This window comes from Aliirhizobium wenxiniae, from assembly GCF_019511445.1.
Lineage (GTDB): Bacteria > Pseudomonadota > Alphaproteobacteria > Rhizobiales > Rhizobiaceae > Neorhizobium > Neorhizobium wenxiniae_A.
The window spans coordinates 15,373-38,171 of the sequence record NZ_JAEUAN010000005.1; the positions used below are offsets into that span (position 1 = coordinate 15,373).

The following is a 22,799-nucleotide window of genomic DNA, read 5'->3' on the forward strand; positions in this document are numbered from 1 at the left end:
GGCCGGATTGCTCCGGCCCGCCATGGATCAGCCAATGCTGAAACAGTGATGCCGCATCACCTCAGCATTTGTTGAAATTGATCGCGTTGATGACGTTGTTATAGTCCTGCAGGAACTGCTGTGCGTCCTGCCGTTCCGACGACATCATCTGGAACTGCGCCTTCTTGTCTTCCTGATAACGGCCGTTCTCGGTCCGCAGGATGATCTGGCGGCCGGTGGCAAGATAGGCGTTGAAATTCAGCATCATCGAGGGGCATCCGGCATTGTTCGCCTCACGCACCTTGGCATCATAGCCTGTTGCCATCGTGTTGAACTGGTCGAGCGAGGCTTTGAACGGCTCCTTCTTGTCGCCCAGGCCATTCCCTTGGAGAAAGCTGTCGGCCGCGTCCATGCTTTCCTTGATGTGATAGATCATGCCGATACGGAAATAATCGCGCGTATCTTTTTCCGTGCTTTCGAATTCGGCCTTGATCCGGGCGCGGTCCTTGGCGTCGATGGCGGCGATAAAGTTCACCTGCGCGCTCGCGAGCGTCTCCATGGCTGCGATGAACGCTGGCCGGATCTCGCGACCATGTGCCCCCTTGTCGCTCAGATAGGTCTTGGCAGAGATATAGTTGCCCATGTCGCGATCGAGCGGCTCAGCTTTTCCAGCCGCTTCACGATAGGCCTCCGCCGGGCCATCCAGTTCGGCCATGTCGGGCTTCATCTCACGCGCCTTGGCAAGGGCGTTCTTCAGCCGATCTAGATTGTTGGTCGAGTAGAACAGGTTGTCATTCTTGTCCTTGCCGTCAAGCACGGGCTGGACATAGCTCTGGAAGGTCGCCAGTTCCTTGGCATAGGAGCGCTGGAACGAGTTCGCCACTTCGACATAGGCGTTATATTTCAACACTTCCGCCTGCTCGGCGGACGGCTGGCTCTGTTCTGCCTTAGTGGTCTTGCTCTCGTCACAGGCAGAAAGCATCAGGACGCAGGCCGCAACGGCCAGCGACCGGATCGTGGTTCCGGTGTTCATCAAATTATCCTCGTTTGAAATATCAGCTTGAAACCGCAGGATCGGCAGCCGTGACGTGCAGCCCGCATATCGGGATCGCTTGTCGAGATCATCTGGGCAGCGTCTCGGACCGATCAGGGTTCATCCTGTTCAGGGTCTGGTATCCGCTCCAACTACCTCCTCGTCACTGGTGGCGTCCGATGGCTCATGCCGAGCCATGGTGGTCAGGCGCTCACGCCGTTTCTCCCCGTGTTCTGCTGAAATGACTGGGGAGTTTATCCATCTGCGCCCGGAGTTCCGCTCGGGAAAGGCGTCGACCATCCAAAATTACATGATCTGCAGAATGTGAGAATGTTTCCTATTGGCGCAATCCCCGCTTGTCACCCCGAAAACGGCTTTCGGTTGACATTTGCCCGTCCGGTGAAACGGAAACGGGCCGGATTGCTCCGGCCCGTCTCTCAATTCGGTGACGCTGGTATAGGCGATCAGACGGCGCCCTTGGTCTCGACATAAAGCGCGTAGACCGAGTGGCTGGACGCCATGTAAAGGCGGTTCTTCTTGGGGCCGCCGAAAACGAGGTTCGGGCAGCGCTCCGGCAGCTTGATGAAGCCGATCGCCTTGCCTTCCTTGTTGAACACCTTGACGCCGTTCAGCTCTTCCGGCTTTGCGCCGGCAGCACCGGACGAACCCCAGCCGCACCACAGGTTGCCGTCGACATCGACCTTGAAGCCGTCGAGGCCGCCATTGTCGTCAGCGGTGATCAGCGCCTTCTTGTTGGAAACCGTCTTGCCGTCCTTCGAGACGTCGTAGGACCAGACGATACGGTAGGGCTGCGCACGGCCTTCGACGACATAGAGCTTCTTTTCGTCTTCGGAGAAGGCGATCCCGTTCGGGCCCTTAAGCTCGTCGGTGATCAGCGACAGCTCGCCTTCCGCGGAAATGCGGTAGACCGAATGCGGCAGTTCCGGATCTGCCTTTTCGCCTTCCCACATGCCGCCGATGCCGAATGGCGGATCGGTGAACCACAGCGAGCCGTCCGACTTGCAGACGATGTCGTTCGGCGAATTCAGCTTCTTGCCCTTGTAGTTGTCGGCAAGAACCGTGATCGAGCCGTCATGCTCCGTGCGGGTGACGCGGCGGGTCAGGTGTTCGCAGGAGATCAGGCGGCCCTGAAGGTCGCGGCAATGGCCGTTGGCATAGTTCGAATTGGCGTCGAATACGCTCCAGGTCTCGTTCGTTTCGTCGAACTTCATGACGCGGTTGTTCGGGATGTCGCTGACCAGCAGATACTTGCCATCACCGAAATAGACCGGGCCTTCCAGCCAGCGAGCGCCGGTTGCGACCTGTTCCAGCGAGGCGCTGGCAACGCGATACTTTGCAAAGCTCGGGTCGAGAACCTGGATTGCCGGATCGGGATAGATCGGCGAGGGGGTGAAGCTGATGGCCTGGGCGGAGGCGATCTTTGTGGTGACGACGGTTGCTGCTGCGGCAGCGCCGAACGTCATGAGGTTGCGGCGGCTAAGATCCACGGGAAAATTCCTTTGATAATAGTCGTTGATTTCATATCAATCTGCCCGCTTGGCGGGAGGCGGCAATCATGGCCCATGCGCCCTGTTAGCGTCGCTGTATTGTGCGTCGCAACATAATTCTGCGGCGTTTTAACCCCATGATTAAGGAGGGATGAAGAGCTTTTTATGTGACTCCTCGTCATATTTTTCGGCTTTATCAAAAATCGCAATGCACTGCAGCAAATGTAAGATTTTCTTTATGAAAGTCGGCCTAGGGTGGACCAAGGACACGAGATCGCCTGGCTGATCCTTCACGCGCATGATGCGCGCCGTCTCAAGATGGTTCCTGCTTTTTCTTCTTCCTCCCCTGAATGCGTGTTTTCAGTTTTCCTGAGAAGGTCCCCCCATGCTCAAGAACTTAAATATCAAGACCAAGTTTTTGATGGCGATCGCCATCCTTGGCGTCATTTCGCTTGCCGGTCTGTTGTTCGTGACCCAGCGTTTCAGCGCCGCCAACGAGTCTTATTCGAATTTCCTGCATAACGAGAGCACGGCTGCGACCTTCGTTCCGCGCGGTGCCGCAGGCATGTGGACGGCCACGACCTGGCTGAGCCGTGCCCTTGCACAGGATCCGCAATCGGCTGCCTTCAAGGATTTGTCCGAGCGCTTCGGCAAGGAAATCACCGGTGCGCGCGCCCGTCTGGCACAGGTTCCCGGACTTGTCCCGAGCCGTCAGGCCGCGACCGACGAATTGCTGGCAGGTGCAGACAAGCTGAAGGCAATCGGTGACGACCTGCTGAAGGCGCATGTTGCCGGCGATGCAGCCAGGGTGAATGCTCTGGAAGCCGATCTCGATAAGGCCATTGTCGAACTGTCCCCCAAGTTCGGTGCAAGCAACGGCGCCATGGCGGACCTGATCAAGAACGGCGGAGACAAGCTGTCGGCTGAAGTGTCCTCGACCATCAAGTTCACGATTGTCGGCATGCTGATCGGCATTGCCGTCGCTGTCGTCCTCGCCCTGACGATCGCCCAGAAGGGGATTACCGCTCCGATGGCGCGCCTGCGTGAACGTATGGCCTCGCTCGCCGCCGGAGAAACCCGCGCCGAAATCGACGGTCTCGACCGCAAGGACGAGATCGGCCAGATGGCAGAAGCCGTCGAAGTCTTCCGCCATAACGCCCTTGAGCGCGCCCGCCTTGAGCAGGAAGCCGACGACAACCGCAGCCTGTCGGAAAAAGAGCGCATCGAGCGCGAAGCGGCAAAGGCCCGCGAAGCCGGCGACGTCAAGTTTGCCGTCGACAACATCGCCCAGGCGCTGAGCCAGCTGTCCGACGGTAACGTCTCCTACCGCATCGAGCAGCCGTTCACGGCAGCGCTGGACGGCGTCCGCAACGATTTCAACGCCTCGGCGTCCAAGCTTCAGGCAGCTCTCGAACAGGTTGCCGAAAACGCCCGCAGCATCGAGGCAGGTTCTGCCGAGATCAAGTCGGCCGCTGACGATCTTGCCAAGCGCACCGAACAGCAGGCCGCGTCCGTCGAAGAGACGGCGGCAGCTCTGGAAGAAATCACCACCACGGTGAAGGATGCCGCCCGCCGCGCAACTGAAGCCGGCAACCTTGTTGCCCGCACCCGTCAGGGCGCCGAAAAGTCCGGCGAAGTCGTCCAGAAGGCCGTCAAGGCCATGGAAGAGATCGAAAAATCGTCCGGCGAAATCGGCAACATCATCGGTGTCATCGATGATATCGCCTTCCAGACAAACCTTCTGGCGCTCAATGCTGGTGTTGAAGCGGCACGTGCCGGTGAAGCCGGCAAGGGCTTTGCCGTCGTTGCCCAGGAAGTTCGTGAACTTGCCCAGCGTTCCGCAAACGCCGCCAAGGAAATCAAGACGCTGATCACCGCGTCGAACGAGCAGGTCCAGAACGGCGTGCATCTGGTCGGCGAAACCGGCAAGGCACTGCAGACGATCGTCGGCGAAGTTCAGGAGATCAACCGCAACGTCAACGCGATCGTCGAGAGCGCGCAGGAACAGTCTTCCGGCCTTCAGCAGATCAACACCGCGGTCAACACGATGGACCAGGACACGCAGAAGAACGCGGCCATGGTTGAAGAGCAGACCGCCGCAAGCCATGGTCTTGCCCGCGACGCCGCATCGCTGAACGCGCTTCTCGCCCAGTTCAAGCTGTCGGTTCAGACCTACAAGTCGACCGTTCGTGCGGTGAAGGCAAACGAGACGCCTGCTGCGTCTCCGGCACGTGCTCTCGGCCGCAAGCTGGCCGGCGCTTTCTCCGGCAATGCCGCCGTCAAGAACGACAGCTGGGAAGAGTTTTAACTCAAACAGCCTACCGCCTTCGTTGAAAGACTGACGAAGGTGGCGGGCTTCAGCTCATGACTTCAAAAAGGGTCGCCGGCGTAAAGCCGACGACCCTTTCTTGTTGAGCGCTTACTGCATGCCGGAAAACAAGATGCGACATTTTGTCATGATTTCTGCAAAATTTGATACAACGTAAGATTTTATTATGGGGCGCGGCTCTACGGTCCGCTTAAGGACATTCGAGATACCCCCTTGCTCTCAAGCGCGCATGATGCGCGCCGCCTCTCCACGTTAAATGGTTGGACGGCTCCTGTTTGGCCGGCTCTTTCGTCGAGAGCCTGCACTGCTGCGCCTGTCGGCATTGTCCGCGTCTATCGGCGTTGCAGCAAATAGATCTGCCCATCGTGTATCCGAGAGCCTCCGGCTGTCGGCTCGATGTGCTGGGTTCATCGCGTTGTGGAGGTATCCGATGCTCAAGAATTTAAAGATTAGAACCAAGTTTTTGATGGCGATTGCCGTCCTGAACGTTATCTCGCTGGCAGGTTTGGCGTTCACGATAGAGCGCTTCTATGCCGCTAACGAAACCTATTTCAGCTTCCTCCAGAACGAGAGCAATGCCGCGACCTTCGGCCCGCGAGGCGCTGCCGGCATGTGGACGGCGATCAACTGGCTCAATCGAACCGTCGATCAGGACCCCCAGTCGGACAAGTTCACCGAATTTGCAGCCCGCTTCAGCAATGAGATGACCGGTGCACGCGCACGCCTGGCGCAGATCCCGGCCCTGGTGCCGAGCCGCACCGCAGCAATCGATGAGCTTCTCGTCGGCTTTGACGCGGTCAAGTCGGTTGGCGGTGAGATGATTACGGCGCATGCAACCGATGACAAGGCCAAGTTCGATGCCATGTCGCAACGTCTTGAGCAGTTGACGATCGATCTGTCGGCAAAATCCGGCGCCAACAATGCCGCCATGGCCGACCTCATCAAGAATGGCGCCGAGACACTGTCTGCTCAGGTCAGTTCCAACATTCTTTTTGCCGTCATCGGCATGCTTGCCGGCAATCTGATTGCTATCGTCATTGCCCTCGTTATCGCCCAGAAGGGGGTCACCACGCCTATGACCCGGCTGAGTAACCGGATGGCCGCACTTGCTGCCGGCGAACAGGAAGCGGAGATCGATGGTCTCGATCGCAAGGATGAAATTGGACAGATGGCCCAGACTGTGGCTGTCTTCCGCAGCAATGCTATCGACCGCCAGCGGCTCCGTCAGGAAGCCGAGGACAACCGTGTTCTGTCGGAAAAGGAACGCCTGGACCGCGACGAAGTCACGGCACAGGAGGCCGCAAATGTAACCTTCGCGGTCGAAAATCTCGCAGCGGCTCTGAGCGAACTCTCCAACGGCAATGTTGCCTATCGCATCGAACAGCCGTTCACCGCAGCGCTCGACAGTGTCCGCAACGATTTCAACGCCTCAGCCTCCAAGCTGCAGGGAGCGCTGGAACAGGTCGCGGAAAATGCCCGCAGTATCGAGGCCGGATCGGCGGAGATCCGCTCGGCTGCCGATGATCTCGCCAAGCGCACTGAACAGCAGGCTGCATCCGTCGAAGAGACCGCGGCAGCACTCGAAGAGATCACCACGACCGTCAAGGATGCCGCCAATCGCGCTGCCGAAGCCGGGACGCTTGTCGCCCGCACCCGCCAGGGCGCGGAAAAATCCGGCGAGGTCGTCCACAATGCCGTCAAGGCCATGGAAGCGATCGAAAAATCGTCCGGAGAGATCGGCAATATCATCGGTGTGATTGATGACATCGCCTTCCAGACCAACCTTCTGGCGCTCAACGCCGGCGTCGAAGCTGCGCGTGCGGGTGAAGCCGGCAAGGGCTTTGCTGTCGTGGCGCAGGAAGTGCGTGAACTGGCGCAGCGTTCGGCCAATGCCGCCAAGGAGATCAAGACGCTGATCACCGCCTCCAACCATCAGGTCCAGAGTGGCGTGCATCTGGTCGGCGAGACCGGCAAGGCACTCGAAATGATCGTGTCGGAAGTCCAGGAGATCAACCGCCACGTGACTGCGATTGTCGAAAGCGCGCAGGAACAGTCTTCCGGCCTGCAGCAGATCAACACCGCGGTCAACACGATGGACCAGGACACGCAGAAGAATGCTGCCATGGTCGAAGAGCAGACTGCCGCAAGCCATGGACTTGCCCGCGATGTCGCCTCGCTCAACGCATTGCTTGGCCAGTTCAAGCTGGAGAGCGTTTCGGCGGAACGTCCGACAAGTCAGCCGCAGAGACCGGCACGCGCCGCCCAGCCGGGCGAAGCTCCCGCCGCCTCGCCGGCACGCGCGCTCGGCCGCAAGCTGGCTGGAGCCTTCTCCGGCAACGCGGCTCTCAAGAACGACAGCTGGGAAGAGTTCTGATTTTCCGGCCTGATATGGGGTGAGGGCGCTTCGGGCCCTTGCCTGCGACGATATGTCCAACCGCGAAAGCTCACCGGCTTTCGCGGTTCTTTTTTGAGCAATCTTGTTCGCTGGATACTCTTTTCACACCGTGCTTCGCAGATTTGACGGTAATCAATGCTGCTGCCATGCGTTGGGAGCAAGTCTGTGTCGCTGGGTTGGCGTTGGTAAAAGAGATCAGGACATCGTATTTTAGCAACAACACAGTAATCCGAACGAAAGATAAGACCATGTTTGACACAGTCCGCAAGTTTGCACGCAACTTCCGCGTTCCTTCGACCCAGGATCGCGAGATGGCATATCTCAACGAAAGCCGTGATCGTATCGACCTCGAATATCGCATGCGCCAGGTTGATCGCGGCCTGTTCCGCAAGTCCGGTTTCTAAAAAGTCGGGTTTAACCGCTTAAGTCGCAGTGCCATCGGCCATCGCCTTTGGCACTCAGGAAGGTGAGGGCAGCCGTCTCACCGGTGATATAGGTCGCGATTTCCGCGCCAGCGCTGTCTGTCGTTGATAATATCCCAAAAAACGACACGATTATCGGCTTCCGCTATAGTATCGCGTGATAATATAGCCAAAGAGGCCGGCCCTGCCCGGATCGATTGGGACAGGTTGACCAGATGCCGTTTCGCCGCCGTACTCCTCTTTCCCTGCGTCAGAGGCTTTTCGGGATGTTCGTCCCGAAGAGAGGTTTTCGCCGCATGCTTGGCTATTATCGCCTCAAGGTGATGCGCATCGGCGGCTCTCCGCACGCAATGGCTGCCGGAGTTGCGGTCGGCGTGCTGAGCGCATGGACACCGTTTCTCGGTTTCCACGTCCTGTTTGCTATTCCGATCGCCTGGCTTTTGGGCGGCAGCATGATTGCGGCCGCCATCGGCACCACATTCGCAAATCCCCTGACCTGTCCGATCATCTGGCCGCTCACTTGGGAAGTCGGCCAATTCATGCTCGGTGCCGAACCGACCTCACGCCATATCGACCTTGAAGCACTGTTTGCTCACCTGGATCTCTCGCAGTTATGGCGTCCGGTGCTCGAGCCGATGCTGGTTGGCTCATTGCCGCTCGGCCTCGCTTGCGCGCTTTTCTTCTACGTCCTGACCTATCTTGCCGTGCGCGGTTTCCGTAATCGTCGCATCAGCCGCTTGACGGAACGGGCAAGACACCTCAAGTCAGCCGAAACCGGATCGGCAATTTGAGCATGGGATTGGCTTGATGATTATCGGCATGGGGAGCGACCTCATCGACATAAGGCGCGTGGAAAAATCGATCGAACGCTTCGGCGAACGTTTTACCCATCGCTGTTTCACCGAAATCGAGCGCGCCAAATCCGAGCGGCGCAAGAACAGGGCGGAATCCTACGCAAAGCGTTTTGCTGCCAAGGAAGCCTGTTCGAAGGCGCTCGGCACTGGCCTTGCCAATGGCGTGTTCTGGAAGGACATGGGCGTCGTCAACCTGCCCAGTGGCAAGCCTACCATGGTGCTGACCGGCGGTGCCGGCGAGCGGCTGGCCGAACTCATGCCCGCAGCCCATGAAGCCGTCATCCACCTCACCATCACCGATGAATACCCCTATGCCCAGGCCTTCGTGATCATCGAGGCCAGGCCGGTATCCCCTGAAGGTCATGCCGAAAAGGTCGCTTCGCGCGAACCATGAAGGTTTAGTAATCTCACCACCATTGCCGCAGCTTGGCTAAGCGTTTAGACAGTTCAGCCACTCGCCCCGAGATAGAAAGATTTTTGACGTGTCCGATAACGCCGAGACGAAGCAGCCGAATGCCCTTTGGGAAAACATCAAGGTCATTGTCCAGGCCCTGCTGCTTGCCATGGTCATCCGTACGGTTCTGTTCCAGCCCTTCACAATCCCGTCCGGCTCGATGATGCCGACCCTGCTGGTCGGCGACTACATCTTCGTCAACAAATTTGCTTACGGCTATTCCAAATACTCGCTGCCCTTTTCGCCGGACGTGTTTGACGGCCGTGTCCTGCAGTTCAGCGAGCCAAAGCGCGGCGATGTCATCGTCTTTCGTTTGCCGCAGCAGCCTGACATCGACTATATCAAGCGTCTGATCGGCCTGCCGGGCGACAAGGTCCAGATGCGCGACGGCATTCTCTATATCAACGGTCAGGCCGTGCCCAAGCAGGCAGACGGCAGCTTCACCTCGGATTATCGTCTTGATCCGGGTGCCAATGTCCCGGTCTTCCGCGAAACGCTCGATACCGGCAAGACCTACGACACGCTCGACCAGATTCAGAACTCGCGCGGCGACAACACGCCGGAATTCACCGTCCCGGCCGACCATTATTTCTTCATGGGCGACAACCGCGACAACTCTCTGGATAGCCGCTTCGACGTCGGCTTCGTCCCGGCGGAAAATCTCGTTGGCCGCGCCAGCGTCATCTTCTTCTCGCTCGGCAACGACACCTCGTTCCGCGAAATCTGGAAATGGCCGGCCAACATGCGCTGGGATCGTCTGTTCAAGGGCGTTAACTGATGAAAATGAAACCTTTGTCGGCGGATGAGCGGGGTCAGCTGGAAACGGTGATCGGCCATGTCTTCGCCGACAAGCAGTGGCTTGACCGGGCGCTGACCCATGCCAGCACCGGCACCGCCAAGAATGCCAACTACGAACGTCTCGAGTTTCTGGGCGACCGCGTGCTTGGCCTGTGTGTCGCCGAACTCCTGTTCACCACCTTCCGTTCGGCGGAAGAGGGGGAACTTTCCGTGCGCCTCAACCAGTTGGTCAGCGCCGACAGTTGCGCCATCGTTGCCGATGAGCTGGAATTGCACCGCTTCATCCGCACCGGCGCCGACGTCAAGAAATTGACCGGCAAGCGCATGCTGAACGTGCGTGCCGACGTGGTGGAAAGCCTCATTGCCGCGCTCTATCTTGATGGTGGTCTGGAAGTTGCCCGCGCCTTCATCCTGCGTTACTGGAAGGATCGGGCAAGCAAACCCGATGCGGCACGACGTGACGCCAAGACCGAACTGCAGGAATGGGCGCATGCAAAATTCGCCACGACCCCATCCTACAGGGTGGACGATCGCTCCGGACCGGATCATGATCCGCGCTTCACGGTGACGGTGGAAATCAAGGGCGTCGCGCCCGAAACCGGCACCGACCGGTCGAAACGGGCAGCCGAACAGGTTGCCGCAACGAAGCTCCTCGAACGCGAGGGCATCTGGCCGAAGAGTCAGGATTGATTGGACCGATATGACTGAAGACCACAACATCGCCGGCGAAGACAATAAAGCAGCCGGCGGCCCGACCCATTCCGGCTTCGTCGCCCTGATCGGCGCCACCAATGCTGGCAAGTCGACGCTGGTCAACCGGCTCGTCGGTGCCAAGGTCTCGATCGTCAGCCACAAGGTGCAGACGACGCGCGCCATCGTGCGCGGCATCGCCATTCACGACAATGCCCAGATCGTTTTCATGGACACGCCCGGTATCTTCAAGCCGCGCCGCAGGCTCGACCGCGCGATGGTTACCACCGCCTGGGGCGGTGCCAAGGATGCCGACGTCATCGCACTGCTGATCGATAGCGAGCGCGGTATTCGCGGCGATGCGGAGACGATCCTCGAAGGCCTCAAGGAAGTCCGTCAGCCCAAAATCCTGCTTCTGAACAAGATCGACCAGGTCAAGCGCGAGGACCTTCTGGCACTCGCTGCCGCTGCCAACGAAAAGGTTGAGTTCGAGCGTACCTTCATGATCTCGGCCACCACCGGCTCCGGTTGCGACGACCTGATGGATTACTTCGCAACGACCCTGCCGGAAGGCCCGTGGTATTATCCGGAAGACCAGATTTCCGACCTGCCGATGCGTCAGCTCGCGGCCGAAATCACCCGTGAAAAGCTGTTCCTGCGCCTGCATCAGGAACTGCCCTATGCGTCTCACGTCGAGACGGAAAAGTGGGAAGAGCGCAAGGACGGCTCGGTTCGCATCGAGCAGGTCATCTATGTGGAACGCGACAGTCAGAAGAAGATTGCGCTCGGCAAGGGCGGCGAGGCGATCAAGGCAATCTCCAGCGCATCCCGCAAGGAACTGTCCGAAATCCTCGAACAGCCGGTGCATCTTTTCCTCTTCGTCAAGGTTCGCGAAAACTGGGGCGACGACCCGGAACGCTTCCGTGAAATGGGCCTGGAATTCCCCAAGGGTTGATCAGCTCACGGATTTCTCGTTGTCCGTGCCCTTGATTTCTAAAGCCGGTGCCCGATCTGGATGAAAATAGTCCACAGGCAAACGTGATATATCCTATATATATGCACAACTCTGCGCGGTGAACTTGACACGACGCAACTGTGGACTTCTGATCGACCTTGTCGCCTGCCTGATTCATATTGGCGACAAATAGGGATGAAAAAAGCGCCACAGGGATTGCGAGCCGCATGGGCACCAGCACATACATGGGACGAGACAAGGGCGTGGATCTGAAGGACGCTGTTGGGTTCTTCAGCTGGGATCTGAACGAAAACAAGGTCTTCGCGGACAGCGTTTTCGCTTACATCTACGGTATCCCGCCGCATGAGCTAGAGATCGGAGCCCCGATCGAGCAGGTCATAAAGCATGTCGCGGAGGACGATATGCCGCGAGTGGCCAAAGCATTGCATGAGACCATCGTCTCCGGAAAGCCGTGTTTTCAGACTTACAGGATCAGCCATCCGACCGGTAAAAGCATTGTCGTGACCGGGCAGGGACGTTGCCTGCGCAATGGTGACGGAATGCCGTCGATCTATACAGGTCTGGTCACGGCCGAGGAAAATGGTGCGAAAGCTCAGGAAGCGGATCCACTGGCATCGCATTGCATGGAAGCGCTGAAACTCGCCAAGCGTCGTCGGCATGCCTTGGCAGAACGATACCTGACATCGGCATTGGGAGCGCTCGGCCGCCGCGCCGATAATTGATCCATCAGCGTCCAAAACCGGCGGCGTATGCTCGATCCACCGCCGGTTTCGATCATCATTTCTGCCGCGCCATCAACGCTTTGACTTCCTCGAAACGACGGCGGTTCTCCGGCTCCTGTTCACCGGGGCCGTAGCAGGTTTTCGATATGCAGAAACGCACCAGCCCGAAAGGCGGTGTCGCCTTGTCGAATTCGCAATCGATCTCGTTGTTATAGTCGGTCGGCTTGGCGTCCTCGCGGGTCGAATAGGTCAGTCTTGCGCCGGGCGGGTCGAGTTCCGGGAAGGACTGCACGATCCCGGTCTTGATCGACTGCACCAGCAGAAAATTCTTTGCCACCGCCACGCAAGCCTGTTCCAGTTGCGGTGATTGCGCCGCAGCCGGCTGTGCCTGAAGCAAACCGGCAAGGGCCGCAGATGCGACGGCTGCGGCGAAAACGAGATGTCTCATGGGAACTCCCTGAACCCGATATTGTTTGGCGAGAGAATTCCGCTGGCAGTCAATTTGTTCCAAGGGAGATGACACAAGATCGCAGTTTTTCAACATCTGTCGCAGATCCAGCATGTCTCCCGAAAGTGGTCCCCGGTTTCGGGAGAAAGACATGCGCAAAAACAAGGAGCTAAAGCACGGGAAGCAACGCTGAAAGATCGCGACGTGCTTTAGGGAAACCGATTCAATCTGAACGACTTATGCGGTAGAACTGAATCGGTTCAGAAAGGTCTTCACGTATCGATGCAGTGGCAGGACGAAGCGATCATCATCGGCGTCAAGCGGCATGGCGAAACCAGCGTCATAGCCGAACTGATGACGCGTGAGCGCGGTCGCCATCTGGGGCTTGTCCGTTCCGGACGCTCGCGCTCCATGCAGCCGGTGCTGCAGCCGGGAAATCGTGTGGAGGCCGTCTGGCGTGCAAGGCTTGACGAGCATCTGGGCGAGTTGAAGCTCGAGCCGGTAAGGCTCAGAGCCGCAAAGCTGATGGAAACTGCCACCGCCGTCTACGGCGTGCAGGCCATGGGGGCGCTGCTGCGGCTTCTGCCCGAACGCGATCCGCATCCGCATCTTTTCGATGCACTCGATATCATTCTCGATACGATGGACGATCCTGCCGATGCGGGTGAACTCTTCGTCCGGTTCGAACTGGCCGTTCTGAATGATCTCGGTTACGGCCTGGATCTCACCGAATGCGCGGCGACCGGCGTGCGGCAGAACCTCAAATATGTCTCGCCGAAAAGCGGACGCGCCGTCTGCGGCGAGGCGGGCGCACCCTATGCCGACCGCATGCTGGCGCTGCCTGCATTCCTGGGCGATGGGCCGAAACCGGCTGCGACCCGCGAAAGCATGCTGGCGGCCTTCCGGCTGACTCAATTCTTTCTTCACCGGCATGTCTACGAGCCGCGTGGCATCACCGCCGGCGATGCTCGCGAGGGCTTTGTTCAGGCCGCATTGAAGGCGCTTTCAGCGCTTCCTGCTGACCGTCAGGCCGGCTGACCTTACTCTGCCGGCTGGATCGCTGCCGACCGATCGACCGGCTTTTCCTGGATCGGCCAGTGAACGATCGCGGCAAAGATGCCGAGCGCCACGCCGAACCACCAGACGGCGTTGTAGGAGCCGAGCCGGTCATAGAGCGTGCCGCCCATCCACACGCCGAGGAACGAGCCCACCTGGTGCGACAGGAACACGATACCACCCAGCAGGCCCAGATGTCGCGTGCCGAACATGATCGCCACCAGCCCGTTCGTCGGTGGCACGGTGGAAAGCCAGAGCAGTCCCATGACGATGGCGAAGATGATCACCGAAAGCGGCGTCTGCGGCAGAAGCAGGAAGGCCGTCACCGCCACCGAGCGGGCGAGATAGATATAGGCGAGGAAATACGGCTTCGAATAACGCTGGCCGATGACGCCGGCCGAGAGAGAGCCGATGACGTTGAAGAAGCCGATCAGCGCCATCGCGATCACCGCATAACGGGCATCAATGCCGATATCGCGAAGATAGGCCGGGAAATGCGCAGTGATGAAGGCGACCTGAAAGCCGCAGACGAAGAAGCCGCTGGTCAGAAGCAGATAACCCTTGTGGCCGAATGCCTCCCTCAAGGCTTCACCGGCGGTTTGCTTGAAAGCGGTCTGCGACTGCGTCCCTGAGCTTGAATTGCCGCGCAATGGAATGGCCAGAAGCGGGATCGCCAGCATCATCACCGCCATGATGACGAGACTGTCCGACCAGCCATAGGTGGAAATCAGGGCCTGGCTGAGGGGTGCAAACAGGAACATGCCGGCAGAACCGGCAGCTGTTCCAATCCCAAAGGCCAAAGACCGCTGTTCCGGGGTCACGTTACGGGCGAAGGCGGACAAAATGGTGCCGAATGATCCGGCACCGACCGCAAGCCCCACCATCACGCCGCCGGAGAGATGCAGAACGCTTTCCGAATGCGCCGTCGACATCAGTGCCAGGCCGGCCGCGTAGAGCAGGCCGGAGAAGGCCAAAACCCGGCCGGTGCCCCATCTGTCGGCGATTGCGCCGAAGATCGGTTGGCCCAGCCCCCAGGCAAGATTCTGGATCGCCATGGCAAGCCCGAAGGTCGTGCGATCCCAGTGCCTGTCGGCCAGCATCGGCAGTTGGAAGAAACCCATGGCCGAACGCGGCCCGAAGGTCAAAAGCGCGATCAGCGCGCCGGCCGAAATGATCAGCCAGGGCATCGTCGCTCGGGTAGAGGCGGGGGCGGCGTGAGACATGGGTGTCCTCCTGAAACCAGAGGACGTTCATATACTCTCATCACGCGTTGGTGAAACGACTTTTGCGCAAGTCATCCATCAGCCGAATTGATGAAGATCAGGCAGTCAAAGGGTTCAGAGCGAACCCGGCGGCTGTACCGGTGGGCGGCGCTTGCCGAGCTGCGCCTCGCGCAGGATGGTGAACAGGCCTGCGCCGATGACGATGACGCCGCCGGCAATCATGTTCCAGCTCATCACTTCACCGAAGATGAAGGTCCCGATGATGCAGACCAGTACCGTCTGCAGGTAGAAGATCGGTTGCACGACCACGGCATCGAGCACGTCGAAGGCACGGATGAGCAGATAGTGGCCGCTCATGCCGGTGATGCACAGCGCCAGCATCCAGAACCAGTAGTCGGGCGTGATTGTCGTCCAGTAGAACGGCCCGATCAGCGTGATCGCCACTGCGCCGGCAATCCCGGTATAGAAGAAGCTGGTATGTGACGTATCCGTTCGGCTCACCATCCGCGTCAGAACCGAATAGAGCGCGAACATCACGGTGCATGCGACCGGCACGAAGATGTTGCTGTTGAAGGTGGCATGCGTCGGATCGATGATCATGAGAATGCCGAGAAAACCGATGCCGATGGCGGCCCAGCGGCGCCAGCCCACGGTTTCGCCGAGCAATGGCACGGAAAGACAGGCAACGACCAGCGGCCCGGCGGCAAAGATCGTGTGTGTCTGGGCAAGCCCCACATTTGCGAAGGAATAGATCGACACAACGATCTGGAAGACGAGAAGTGCGCCTCGGATGATCTGCAGCACAAGCCGGTTGCTCTTGGCCGTTTCCCTGACGCCGCCCGGATTGCGGGTCGCCAATGCCAGCACGAACACCGCGAAAAACCAGTAGCGGATCATCGCCACGAAGACCGGCGGGTAAGCCTGGCCGAGATGTTTGGAAATCCCGTCCTGCACCGCGAAGATCGAGACTGCGGTCAATGCGAAGATGAGGCCTTGGGCGCGTGGTGTCATGAACAAATGCTCTTAAGCGTTTTCCGGTCAGAAAGCGCCTAGGAAGCATGATGACAACGCAAGGCCCGAATCTTGATATTTGTGAATGAAACCGTTTTCACCGCCAGCATGCCATGCCGACAACACACCATTGCGCATGGCAGCTATGCGTCAAGGGCCGCGTCGCCGCCCTTGGTACGCTCGATCATGGAAATTGGACCGCTTAAGCGGTTTCAGGCCCGCCGCTTGATCGCCCAGGCATCGCGCATGCCGGTAATCGTCACGGCATCGCCGACGCGGACAGTTCCTTCGCCGCGTGGCACGGCATTCCAGCCGAAAAGCGGGCCGGGCACACGCCTGTCTCCCGACATGCGGATACGGCCCATTGCCGGGATCGGGCTAGGGCCTTCGCGTGAACCGGTCTGCTGGTCCTGCGTGGTCATGATGCAGCGGGCGCAGGGTTTGACGAAATCGAAGCGGATACCTCCGATCTCGATCCCCTCCCAGTTGTCTTCGTCCCAGGCTCCGTCATGGTCGAGCACGATATTCGGCCGGAACCGATCCATGCCGACTGCTCCTTCACCGTTCTTCGCCATGTCGGCGTTGAGCGCCGCAAGCGATCCGGTCGTGGTGACGAGCACCTGATAACCATCGGCAAAGGTCACCGGCGTATCCGGTCCCGCCCACTCGGCACTTGCCATGCGCTCGGCGATCTTGTCGAAAAACACGAGCTTCACCTCGCGACCCAGCCAGGTGGAAAGGATGGCATTGGCGCCGTCATCCACAACTGCTGCGCTGACGGGAGATTTCCACACCACGACATCCATGCGTCGATCGGCGGGCGGAACAGCAACCAGGATCTCGCCCTTACCCTCAACCGCAAACCGGTAGCCCACATCGCGGGGTTCGACTACCACCTGCGCCAGCTCCTGCAATTCCCGCTGGGTGATGAACTGGCCGGACGGATCGACCACCATCATCTGCCGGTCGCCGGGAATGCCGGCAGCAGAGATCACCGCCTCATTCAGCGAGATGCCGCGGCCGCTCTTCAATGGATAGAAATTCAGTTCCGCGACTTTCATCGTTTCGTCCTCAAATCCTGTTCCCGGACCTCATCCCTGTATCTCGTCCAGGAACAGGTCTCTTATCTGTTTTAACCGTTCGTGCCGCTCCCCGGCCAGCGCCCGCCCTGCCTCGGTTTGAAAACCATCGGCGAGTTTGAACAGCTTTACCTCGAAATGGTCGATTGCAAAATTCTTGTCGTCCAGCGGGCGTTCCTTGGCAAGAGGGTCAACCGGGTCATAAAGACCGGATGCCATCCGTCCTGCAATATAGAAACAGCGCGCCGCTCCCACCATGCCGATTGCATCCAGCCGGTCCGCATCCTGCAGGATCTTCGCCTCCAGCGTTTCGGGTGGGATGTTGGCTGAGAAAGAATGGGTTGTGATGGCATGTGTGACCGCTTCGATGGCCTGTCTCTCCCAGCCCATCCCGGCGAGAATCGCGCTCGCCTTTTCCGCCGCAAGCCGGGAGGCCTGCGCTCTCAAGGGAGAATTCTTCTCCACCGCCACGCAATCATGCAGCAGCACGGCAGCGGCCAGAACCTCTCGATTGCCGCCTTCCTTCGCATGGATGCGCATCGCATTCCTGAACACCCGCAGGATATGCGCGATGTCGTGGCTTCCGTCGTCGCTATCGGTTGCGTGCGGAATAAGCTGCCGCGCCAGCTCTTCGTAAGGGGCAAACGCGGCGGCGAGGGTCAGTGTCATGCAGTGCTTTCCTTGGAATCGGCATCAGGTTCATCGCTCTTCTTTACCAATATCCGCTGGTAGAAAAGCCCGATCCCGATCAGCACCGCGCCAAGCCCGATGAAGGAAAGCGCCCTGAGTATTCCTTCGAGGTTCGACATGTCGATCAGGAACACTTTCAACACCGCGATCAGCACCAGTCCCGCGGATGCCAGCCTTATGCCCTTGGCGTCGAGTTTCGAGCCGAGCACCAGAAGCCCGACGCCGATGACCAGCCAGACGACCGAATAGGTATAGGTTTCGCCGGGAAGAAAACCCTTCCAGTCGGCAATGTTGATGCCCTGCCAGAAGCGCCGCACCGAAAGCGTCGCCCACAGGAAACCGAGCACGGCGCCCGAGACGGCGAGCATCGCCACATAAGGCACCGGCCGCCGTCCGCGCGCCAGATAGGCAACAAGCGCGTAAGCCAGAGCCGGAAGGAGATAACCGAGCAACAGCAGGTTGACGAAAGGCCAAGGCCCGGTGTCCTCGCCCGAGAAGAACGGGTTGAGGGCGAACACATGCAGCGAAAGCACATTCGCGGTCGCCACCACGCCGGCAATCATCGAGCCGAAGCGGAAGACCGGCGAGGGGGATTTCGCATCGAGCGTCATCAATATGCCCGAGAATCCGATCGTGATCAGCGTATAGATCGACTGTTCCCCAAGCGTCGGCACATCGCCGGAAAGCTTGCCGCCATTCATCGCATGATGCACGAGAACCGCAATCGTAATCAGCACTGAGAGCGAGGCGAGCGCCTGCATGATGTTGCGCACGCGGAAATCGGAAGAACCGCGCAGCAGCCAGGCGGAGACGATGGCGAGCAGCGTCGGAATGCCGTAACCGGCGAGAAGCGCATTGAAGAACGGCGTCGTGCCAAGGCTGTTGGCGCCGATCAACGTCGGTTCCCAGGCGATGCGGCCGAAAACGATGATGATCGCCGCCGCCATCATCCAGGGCAGCGCCGGCCATGTCCGGACGCGCATGGCAAGCAGATAGGCAAAACCGAGCACCGAGACGAGAATGGTCGTCACGATACCATTAGTCAGTGCATGCAGCGCCAGCGTGAAGCCAGCGAATGAGCCGGCGACAGCTAGATTGGCCGGCCAGTCTATACTGTCCGCAGCCTCGTCCTCATTTCTGCGGAACAGCCATTCGGCAGCCGCAATAAGAGCCGCACCGATCGCGATCCCATAAAACCCATGCGTCCAGTCGCGGAAGAAATTGCCGAAGTTGAGAAAGGAGATGAAACCGAGTGTTACCGGCATCGCCCCCATCAGCACGGCCCAGACGATCGAAAATTCTCGCTCCTCGCGGCGGAATCGCTTCAGGAAGATAAAGCCGAGAAGGGTGAAGATCGCGCCGAGCAGCAGGCTGACTGCGATCTCGTTACCGGAAAGCGGAAGCGGGGTCGGTGTGCCGTCCAAGCCTTCCGGCGCGATATAATCGAGCAGCGATAGCGCGATGACGAATGTGCCGAGCACCGCACCTCCGGCCGAAATCACCGTCGGCCAGAACGCATAGGCACGGCCCGCGCCGAAAGCGGCAAGCGCCGCCGTCACCGCAAGGAAGGCGAATTGCGGATCGATCCCGATCGACGCTCCGCCCGCGACCGTCGCCAGCGCGCCGAGCATGATCATGATCGACAGCGACAGCGTGATCTTCAGTGGCGGCCGTTTCAAAAGCGCCTTCCAGCCGTCCTTGCGGGCTTCGGCATAGTGCTGTCCGGGCCAGAGGAAGATGGTGCCGGCGATCATGACGAGCATGATGAGCGCCGGAGGAGCGGGATCGAAGCCCACGCCGATCGCCGCATAAGCGAGAACCCAAAGCCCGGTGCCGATATTGGCAAGCATCGGAACGACCGTCCAGCGGCGGATGCGCGAGGCGGCATTGACCGCAAGCCACGTGACGCCGAGGAAGAGGAACAGAGCGTTGACATTAGGTTCATCCGTCGTCACCAGCACCGGCGTCACGAGCGAACCGAGCAGGCCAAGACCCGCAAGCGCCTGCCCATGCAGAAGCGACAGCGCAATTACCGCGAAAGAGACCAACGCCAGAAGCACGAATGCCGTGCCCGAGCCGATGAATTCGTAAAAGGCATAGGCGGCAAACACGGTTCCAAGCAGCGTCACCGCGCCGGCTGCCGTCAGCGCGCCGGGGATCATCGCATTGGCGTAAAGCTCGGAAATCTTCGGCAGCGCGCGGCGACGCACGATCTCGCCACCTGCCATCAGCAACAGGCCGAACAATGACGCCAGCGTCAGCCGTGCCGCGGGACCAAGAAGCCCGGCTTCGATCGAATAGCGCACGAGAAAAATGCCGCCAAAGGCCAGCGCTACGCCGCCGACCCAGACCGGCCAGCGCGCACCGAGATAACTTTCGAGATTTTCCCGCGACGGCTTTTCCCGGATCGGGCGAGAAGGCTCCGATACAGGCTCTGCGTCCTTGAAGTCAGGCGCGGCCGGCTCGGCGATTTCCTCGCCCGTTCGTGCGGGCAATGCAGTGTCGGGCCGGGCTGTCGGCTCCTCGCCCTTGATCTCGTCGAGCACTGCCTGTGCAGCCTCTTCACGCATCGCCCGTGGTGCAGCCGTCGGGTCGAAACCGCCTTCGGCAATCATCTGCCTGAGCGCCGCGAGCTCTCTCTCCACCCCGTCGACGCGGGCAGACACTTTCCGGTTCTGCGACACCAGATAGAACACAAGGATGACCAGCAGGATATCGATCAGGAACACGTTTACTCCCCTCAAGCCGGCGCGAAAATGTCGCAGAAGCCAGCCAGCTCAATGTAGAGGAACGGCTTTTGGAAAAAAGGGCCACAACTCACCTTCCACAGGCCATGACCTGATCTGGCGCATCTTGAACATGGCTGTCTGGAGAATGACGGTCGTCAAATGGATTTCAGCGGGATCGGATCGATCCAAAAGGTATCGGGTCCGGTCCTCGTAACCGGACCCGATACATCCTTGCCATCATCTGCGCCTGGCTCCGGCTCGTCCGCACCCATAAGGGCCACGGAGGTCCGCTCTCACCGGTACTCTGCCACGCAACAACGATGGATAGGGATCTCTGTTAGACCGTAACCTCCTCGGAGGACTGCGCCGCCTCGGTTTCCGGTTCTTTGCCAAAGGCGAGCTTGACGGCCTTGGTCATGTCGCGGCTCACCTCCCACCACTGCTTGCTGCCGATCCAGTAGCGCAGGGTGATCTTGGCGCTGCCGGCATCGAAATCGGAAATGAAGGCGGTAGGGGCGGGGGACTTCAGCACACGCTTGTCTGACGCCGCCAGATTGATGAGCTTGCTCTCCGTCACATCGACATTCTCATCCGCGCCGATCGAGATGGTGATCTCGTGGCGGCGGCTGGAAAGACGGCTGTAATTGGTGATCGGGACGTTCCACAGGGTGGAATTCGGCGCCAGCCGATAGACGCCCTCGGCAGTCTTCAACTCGGTCGCAAACAGTCCCACATCGACGATCGTGCCGGTGACGGATCCCGTCTCGATGGTCTCGCCGACACGGAAGGGGCGCAGCACGAGCAGCATGATGCCGGCGGCAATATTCTGCAGCGTGCCTTGCAGCGCCAGGCCGACGGCCAAGCCGATCGCGCCGAGTGCGGCAAGGATCGAAGCCGTCTGAACGCCGAACTGGCCCAGCACCATGACGACAACGAGGATAAGCGCCGCATACCGAACGATATTGGAGAAGAATTGCGACAGCGTCGCATCGATACCGCTGATCCGCGACAGGCCGTTATAGACCCAGCGGCTGAGCAGCCCCGCGACCAGCCAGCCAAGCACCAGCAGGATTATCGCGCCGATGACGGAGAAGGAATATTGAACGGCCAGAGCCGTCAGTTGGGCAAGCGCCGTTTGTGTCGCGACAACAAAATCGGATGCCTGATCCATACCGTAAATAACTCCTTTATTCCTTTGCGCTCGTAATTGGCGCAAAGGGTGGAGAGGTCAAGTCGATCGCGGCAGGTTTTCTTTAGTTTTAAAAAGATATCATATTATTCAACTAATTGGCGAAGTTTTTTATTGTATTTCTATCTTAAACAAGGCCCGTCCATCCGTTTCTGCACCACGGCCGATCGACTTCACCGCCGCAATCAGCCGGCCTTCGCGCTTTAACATCCGGTCGCCGATCTCAATCAGTCTGGAATTCGGCGTCGCATGGGGAGCCACCTTGCGCAGACGCCTTGCCAGCGCAAAATCGTCCTCTTCTGGATGCAGCGCCAAAATGGCAATGACGGCCGCCGCCGGTGAGCGCGAAACCCCCATCCAGCAATGCACGACAAGCGGTGCCGACTGATCCCATTCACGCACGAAGTCGATCAGTTGCGCCACATGCGCCTCGCTCGGCGCAATCAGCCCGCCGGTGCCGGCAAAGCCGATATCGTTCATCGCCAGCTTCAAATGACGTTCGGCCCGGATGACGCCCGGCCGGTGAAAATCCTGTTTCTCGGCAATGAGGCTGACCATTTCCTTGGCGCCGTGGCGAACGGCGGTTTCGGCTATGCTGGCAAGCGGGCAGACGACGATGTAACTCATGGAACCAGCACCTTCGTCCGCTCTGCCTCGATTGCCTCGAACCGGGCGATGAACAGCGCCTGCGCCTCGACGGCGGAGAGCGGTGAGAGCGGCAGCATCTCGCGGGTAATGCCGCGCGGCTGACCGAAGAATTTGCGCGCCTCGGCTGTGGTAAACCCGGCGAGCTCGGTCGCCTCGAAATAGGCCGCGATCGTGTCAGCCTTCTTGATCAGCACCTTCAAGTCCTTGGTTGCATGCGGCGGCAGGCCGAAGCGGATATGCACGGCGGCTTCGAGCCGCGCCTCGACCGTCTTGTAACCACCGCCGACCACCGACTTGAACGGAGAGATCATGTCGCCGATCACATATTCCGGCGCGTCATGCAGAAGCGTCATCTGCAACGCATCGGCAGATGCAGCCTCGTTGCAGCGACGAAAGATTTCTTCGACGACAAGGCAATGCTGCGCGACCGAAAATGCATGGTCGCCGCGTGTCTGGCCGTTCCAGCGCGCAACGCGGGCAAGCCCGTGGGCAATATCGGCAATCTCGACATCGAGCGGCGAGGGATCGAGCAGATCGAGCCGTCGCCCCGACAGCATGCGTTGCCA

The 22,799-nt window shown here is 59.5% G+C and carries 21 protein-coding genes; 10 read left to right on the top strand and 11 right to left on the bottom strand.

Translation table 11 applies throughout. From position 1 onward, the window contains the following. Positions 1–61: 61 nt before the first annotated feature. Together JNB91_RS07660 and JNB91_RS07665 are read right to left on the bottom strand one after the other, a co-directional pair. Positions 62–1,012 (bottom strand): YiiG family protein, encoded by a 951-nt coding sequence (locus JNB91_RS07660; protein WP_220324937.1) that lies wholly within the window; start codon positions 1,010–1,012, stop codon positions 62–64. Positions 1,013–1,476: 464 nt separating this feature from the next. Next, the gene (locus tag JNB91_RS07665) at positions 1,477–2,520 is read right to left on the bottom strand and encodes an SMP-30/gluconolactonase/LRE family protein (protein ID WP_220324938.1); all 1,044 of its coding nucleotides are present in this window, start codon (positions 2,518–2,520) and stop codon (positions 1,477–1,479) included. Positions 2,521–2,905: 385 nt separating this feature from the next. Here JNB91_RS07665 and JNB91_RS07670 point away from each other — a divergent pair, with 385 nt between their 5' ends. The 9 genes from JNB91_RS07670 to JNB91_RS07710 all read left to right on the top strand — a co-directional run bounded on the left by JNB91_RS07670 (position 2,906) and on the right by JNB91_RS07710 (position 12,160). Continuing rightward, complete coding sequence (locus JNB91_RS07670; protein WP_220324939.1) at positions 2,906–4,828, top strand: methyl-accepting chemotaxis protein; 1,923 nt, start codon at positions 2,906–2,908, stop codon at positions 4,826–4,828. A 451-nt stretch (positions 4,829–5,279) separates the two neighbouring features. Continuing rightward, positions 5,280–7,223 carry a methyl-accepting chemotaxis protein gene (locus tag JNB91_RS07675; RefSeq protein ID WP_220324940.1) on the top strand — a complete coding sequence of 648 codons (1,944 nt, stop codon included), beginning with the start codon at positions 5,280–5,282 and terminating at the stop codon, positions 7,221–7,223. A gap of 269 nt (positions 7,224–7,492) precedes the next feature. After that, positions 7,493–7,648 (top strand): DUF3563 family protein, encoded by a 156-nt coding sequence (locus JNB91_RS07680; RefSeq protein ID WP_220324941.1) that lies wholly within the window; start codon positions 7,493–7,495, stop codon positions 7,646–7,648. Positions 7,649–7,932: 284 nt separating this feature from the next. Next, on the top strand, positions 7,933–8,457 hold the full coding sequence (locus JNB91_RS07685; protein WP_220324942.1) for a DUF2062 domain-containing protein: 525 nt from the start codon (positions 7,933–7,935) through the stop codon (positions 8,455–8,457). Between the two features lie 16 nt (positions 8,458–8,473). Continuing rightward, complete coding sequence (acpS, locus tag JNB91_RS07690; protein ID WP_220324943.1) at positions 8,474–8,914, top strand: holo-ACP synthase; 441 nt, start codon at positions 8,474–8,476, stop codon at positions 8,912–8,914. 88 nt (positions 8,915–9,002) lie between these two features. After that, positions 9,003–9,752 carry a signal peptidase I gene (gene lepB, locus JNB91_RS07695; RefSeq protein WP_220324944.1) on the top strand — a complete coding sequence of 250 codons (750 nt, stop codon included), beginning with the start codon at positions 9,003–9,005 and terminating at the stop codon, positions 9,750–9,752. After that, positions 9,752–10,462 (top strand): ribonuclease III, encoded by a 711-nt coding sequence (gene rnc / locus JNB91_RS07700; protein WP_220324945.1) that lies wholly within the window; start codon positions 9,752–9,754, stop codon positions 10,460–10,462. The genes lepB and rnc overlap by 1 nt, the downstream gene beginning before the upstream one ends. 10 nt (positions 10,463–10,472) lie before the next feature. Then, complete coding sequence (era, locus tag JNB91_RS07705; RefSeq protein WP_220324946.1) at positions 10,473–11,417, top strand: GTPase Era; 945 nt, start codon at positions 10,473–10,475, stop codon at positions 11,415–11,417. A 227-nt stretch (positions 11,418–11,644) separates the two neighbouring features. Next, the gene (locus JNB91_RS07710; protein WP_220324947.1) at positions 11,645–12,160 is read left to right on the top strand and encodes a PAS domain-containing protein; all 516 of its coding nucleotides are present in this window, start codon (positions 11,645–11,647) and stop codon (positions 12,158–12,160) included. Positions 12,161–12,215: 55 nt separating this feature from the next. Here the strand turns inward: JNB91_RS07710 and JNB91_RS07715 are convergent, their stop codons facing one another. Continuing rightward, the gene (locus JNB91_RS07715) at positions 12,216–12,608 is read right to left on the bottom strand and encodes a hypothetical protein (protein ID WP_220324948.1); all 393 of its coding nucleotides are present in this window, start codon (positions 12,606–12,608) and stop codon (positions 12,216–12,218) included. Positions 12,609–12,890: 282 nt separating this feature from the next. Here JNB91_RS07715 and recO point away from each other — a divergent pair, with 282 nt between their 5' ends. Continuing rightward, positions 12,891–13,646, top strand: coding sequence for a DNA repair protein RecO (gene recO, locus JNB91_RS07720; protein ID WP_220324949.1), 756 nt, complete (start codon positions 12,891–12,893; stop codon positions 13,644–13,646). A 2-nt stretch (positions 13,647–13,648) separates the two neighbouring features. Here the strand turns inward: recO and JNB91_RS07725 are convergent, their stop codons facing one another. From JNB91_RS07725 to JNB91_RS07760, 8 genes are all read right to left on the bottom strand, one after another. After that, complete coding sequence (locus JNB91_RS07725) at positions 13,649–14,887, bottom strand: MFS transporter (RefSeq protein ID WP_220324950.1); 1,239 nt, start codon at positions 14,885–14,887, stop codon at positions 13,649–13,651. A 114-nt stretch (positions 14,888–15,001) separates the two neighbouring features. After that, the gene (locus JNB91_RS07730) at positions 15,002–15,898 is read right to left on the bottom strand and encodes a DMT family transporter (protein WP_220324951.1); all 897 of its coding nucleotides are present in this window, start codon (positions 15,896–15,898) and stop codon (positions 15,002–15,004) included. 212 nt (positions 15,899–16,110) lie between these two features. Continuing rightward, the gene (locus tag JNB91_RS07735) at positions 16,111–16,959 is read right to left on the bottom strand and encodes an MOSC domain-containing protein (protein WP_220324952.1); all 849 of its coding nucleotides are present in this window, start codon (positions 16,957–16,959) and stop codon (positions 16,111–16,113) included. Positions 16,960–16,989: 30 nt separating this feature from the next. After that, positions 16,990–17,640 (bottom strand): HD domain-containing protein, encoded by a 651-nt coding sequence (locus JNB91_RS07740; protein WP_220325210.1) that lies wholly within the window; start codon positions 17,638–17,640, stop codon positions 16,990–16,992. A gap of 2 nt (positions 17,641–17,642) precedes the next feature. Continuing rightward, positions 17,643–20,390, bottom strand: a complete 2,748-nt coding sequence (locus tag JNB91_RS07745) for a DUF2339 domain-containing protein (RefSeq protein WP_220325211.1) — start codon at positions 20,388–20,390, stop codon at positions 17,643–17,645. Between the two features lie 343 nt (positions 20,391–20,733). Next, complete coding sequence (locus JNB91_RS07750) at positions 20,734–21,567, bottom strand: mechanosensitive ion channel family protein (protein ID WP_220324953.1); 834 nt, start codon at positions 21,565–21,567, stop codon at positions 20,734–20,736. A gap of 129 nt (positions 21,568–21,696) precedes the next feature. Then, entirely contained in the window at positions 21,697–22,212 is a 516-nt protein-coding gene (locus JNB91_RS07755) for a tyrosine phosphatase family protein (RefSeq protein WP_220324954.1), read from the bottom strand. Continuing rightward, complete coding sequence (locus JNB91_RS07760) at positions 22,209–22,790, bottom strand: YfbR-like 5'-deoxynucleotidase (protein WP_220325212.1); 582 nt, start codon at positions 22,788–22,790, stop codon at positions 22,209–22,211. Before JNB91_RS07760 ends, JNB91_RS07755 begins: the two co-directional genes overlap by 4 nt. Positions 22,791–22,799: the final 9 nt, after the last annotated feature.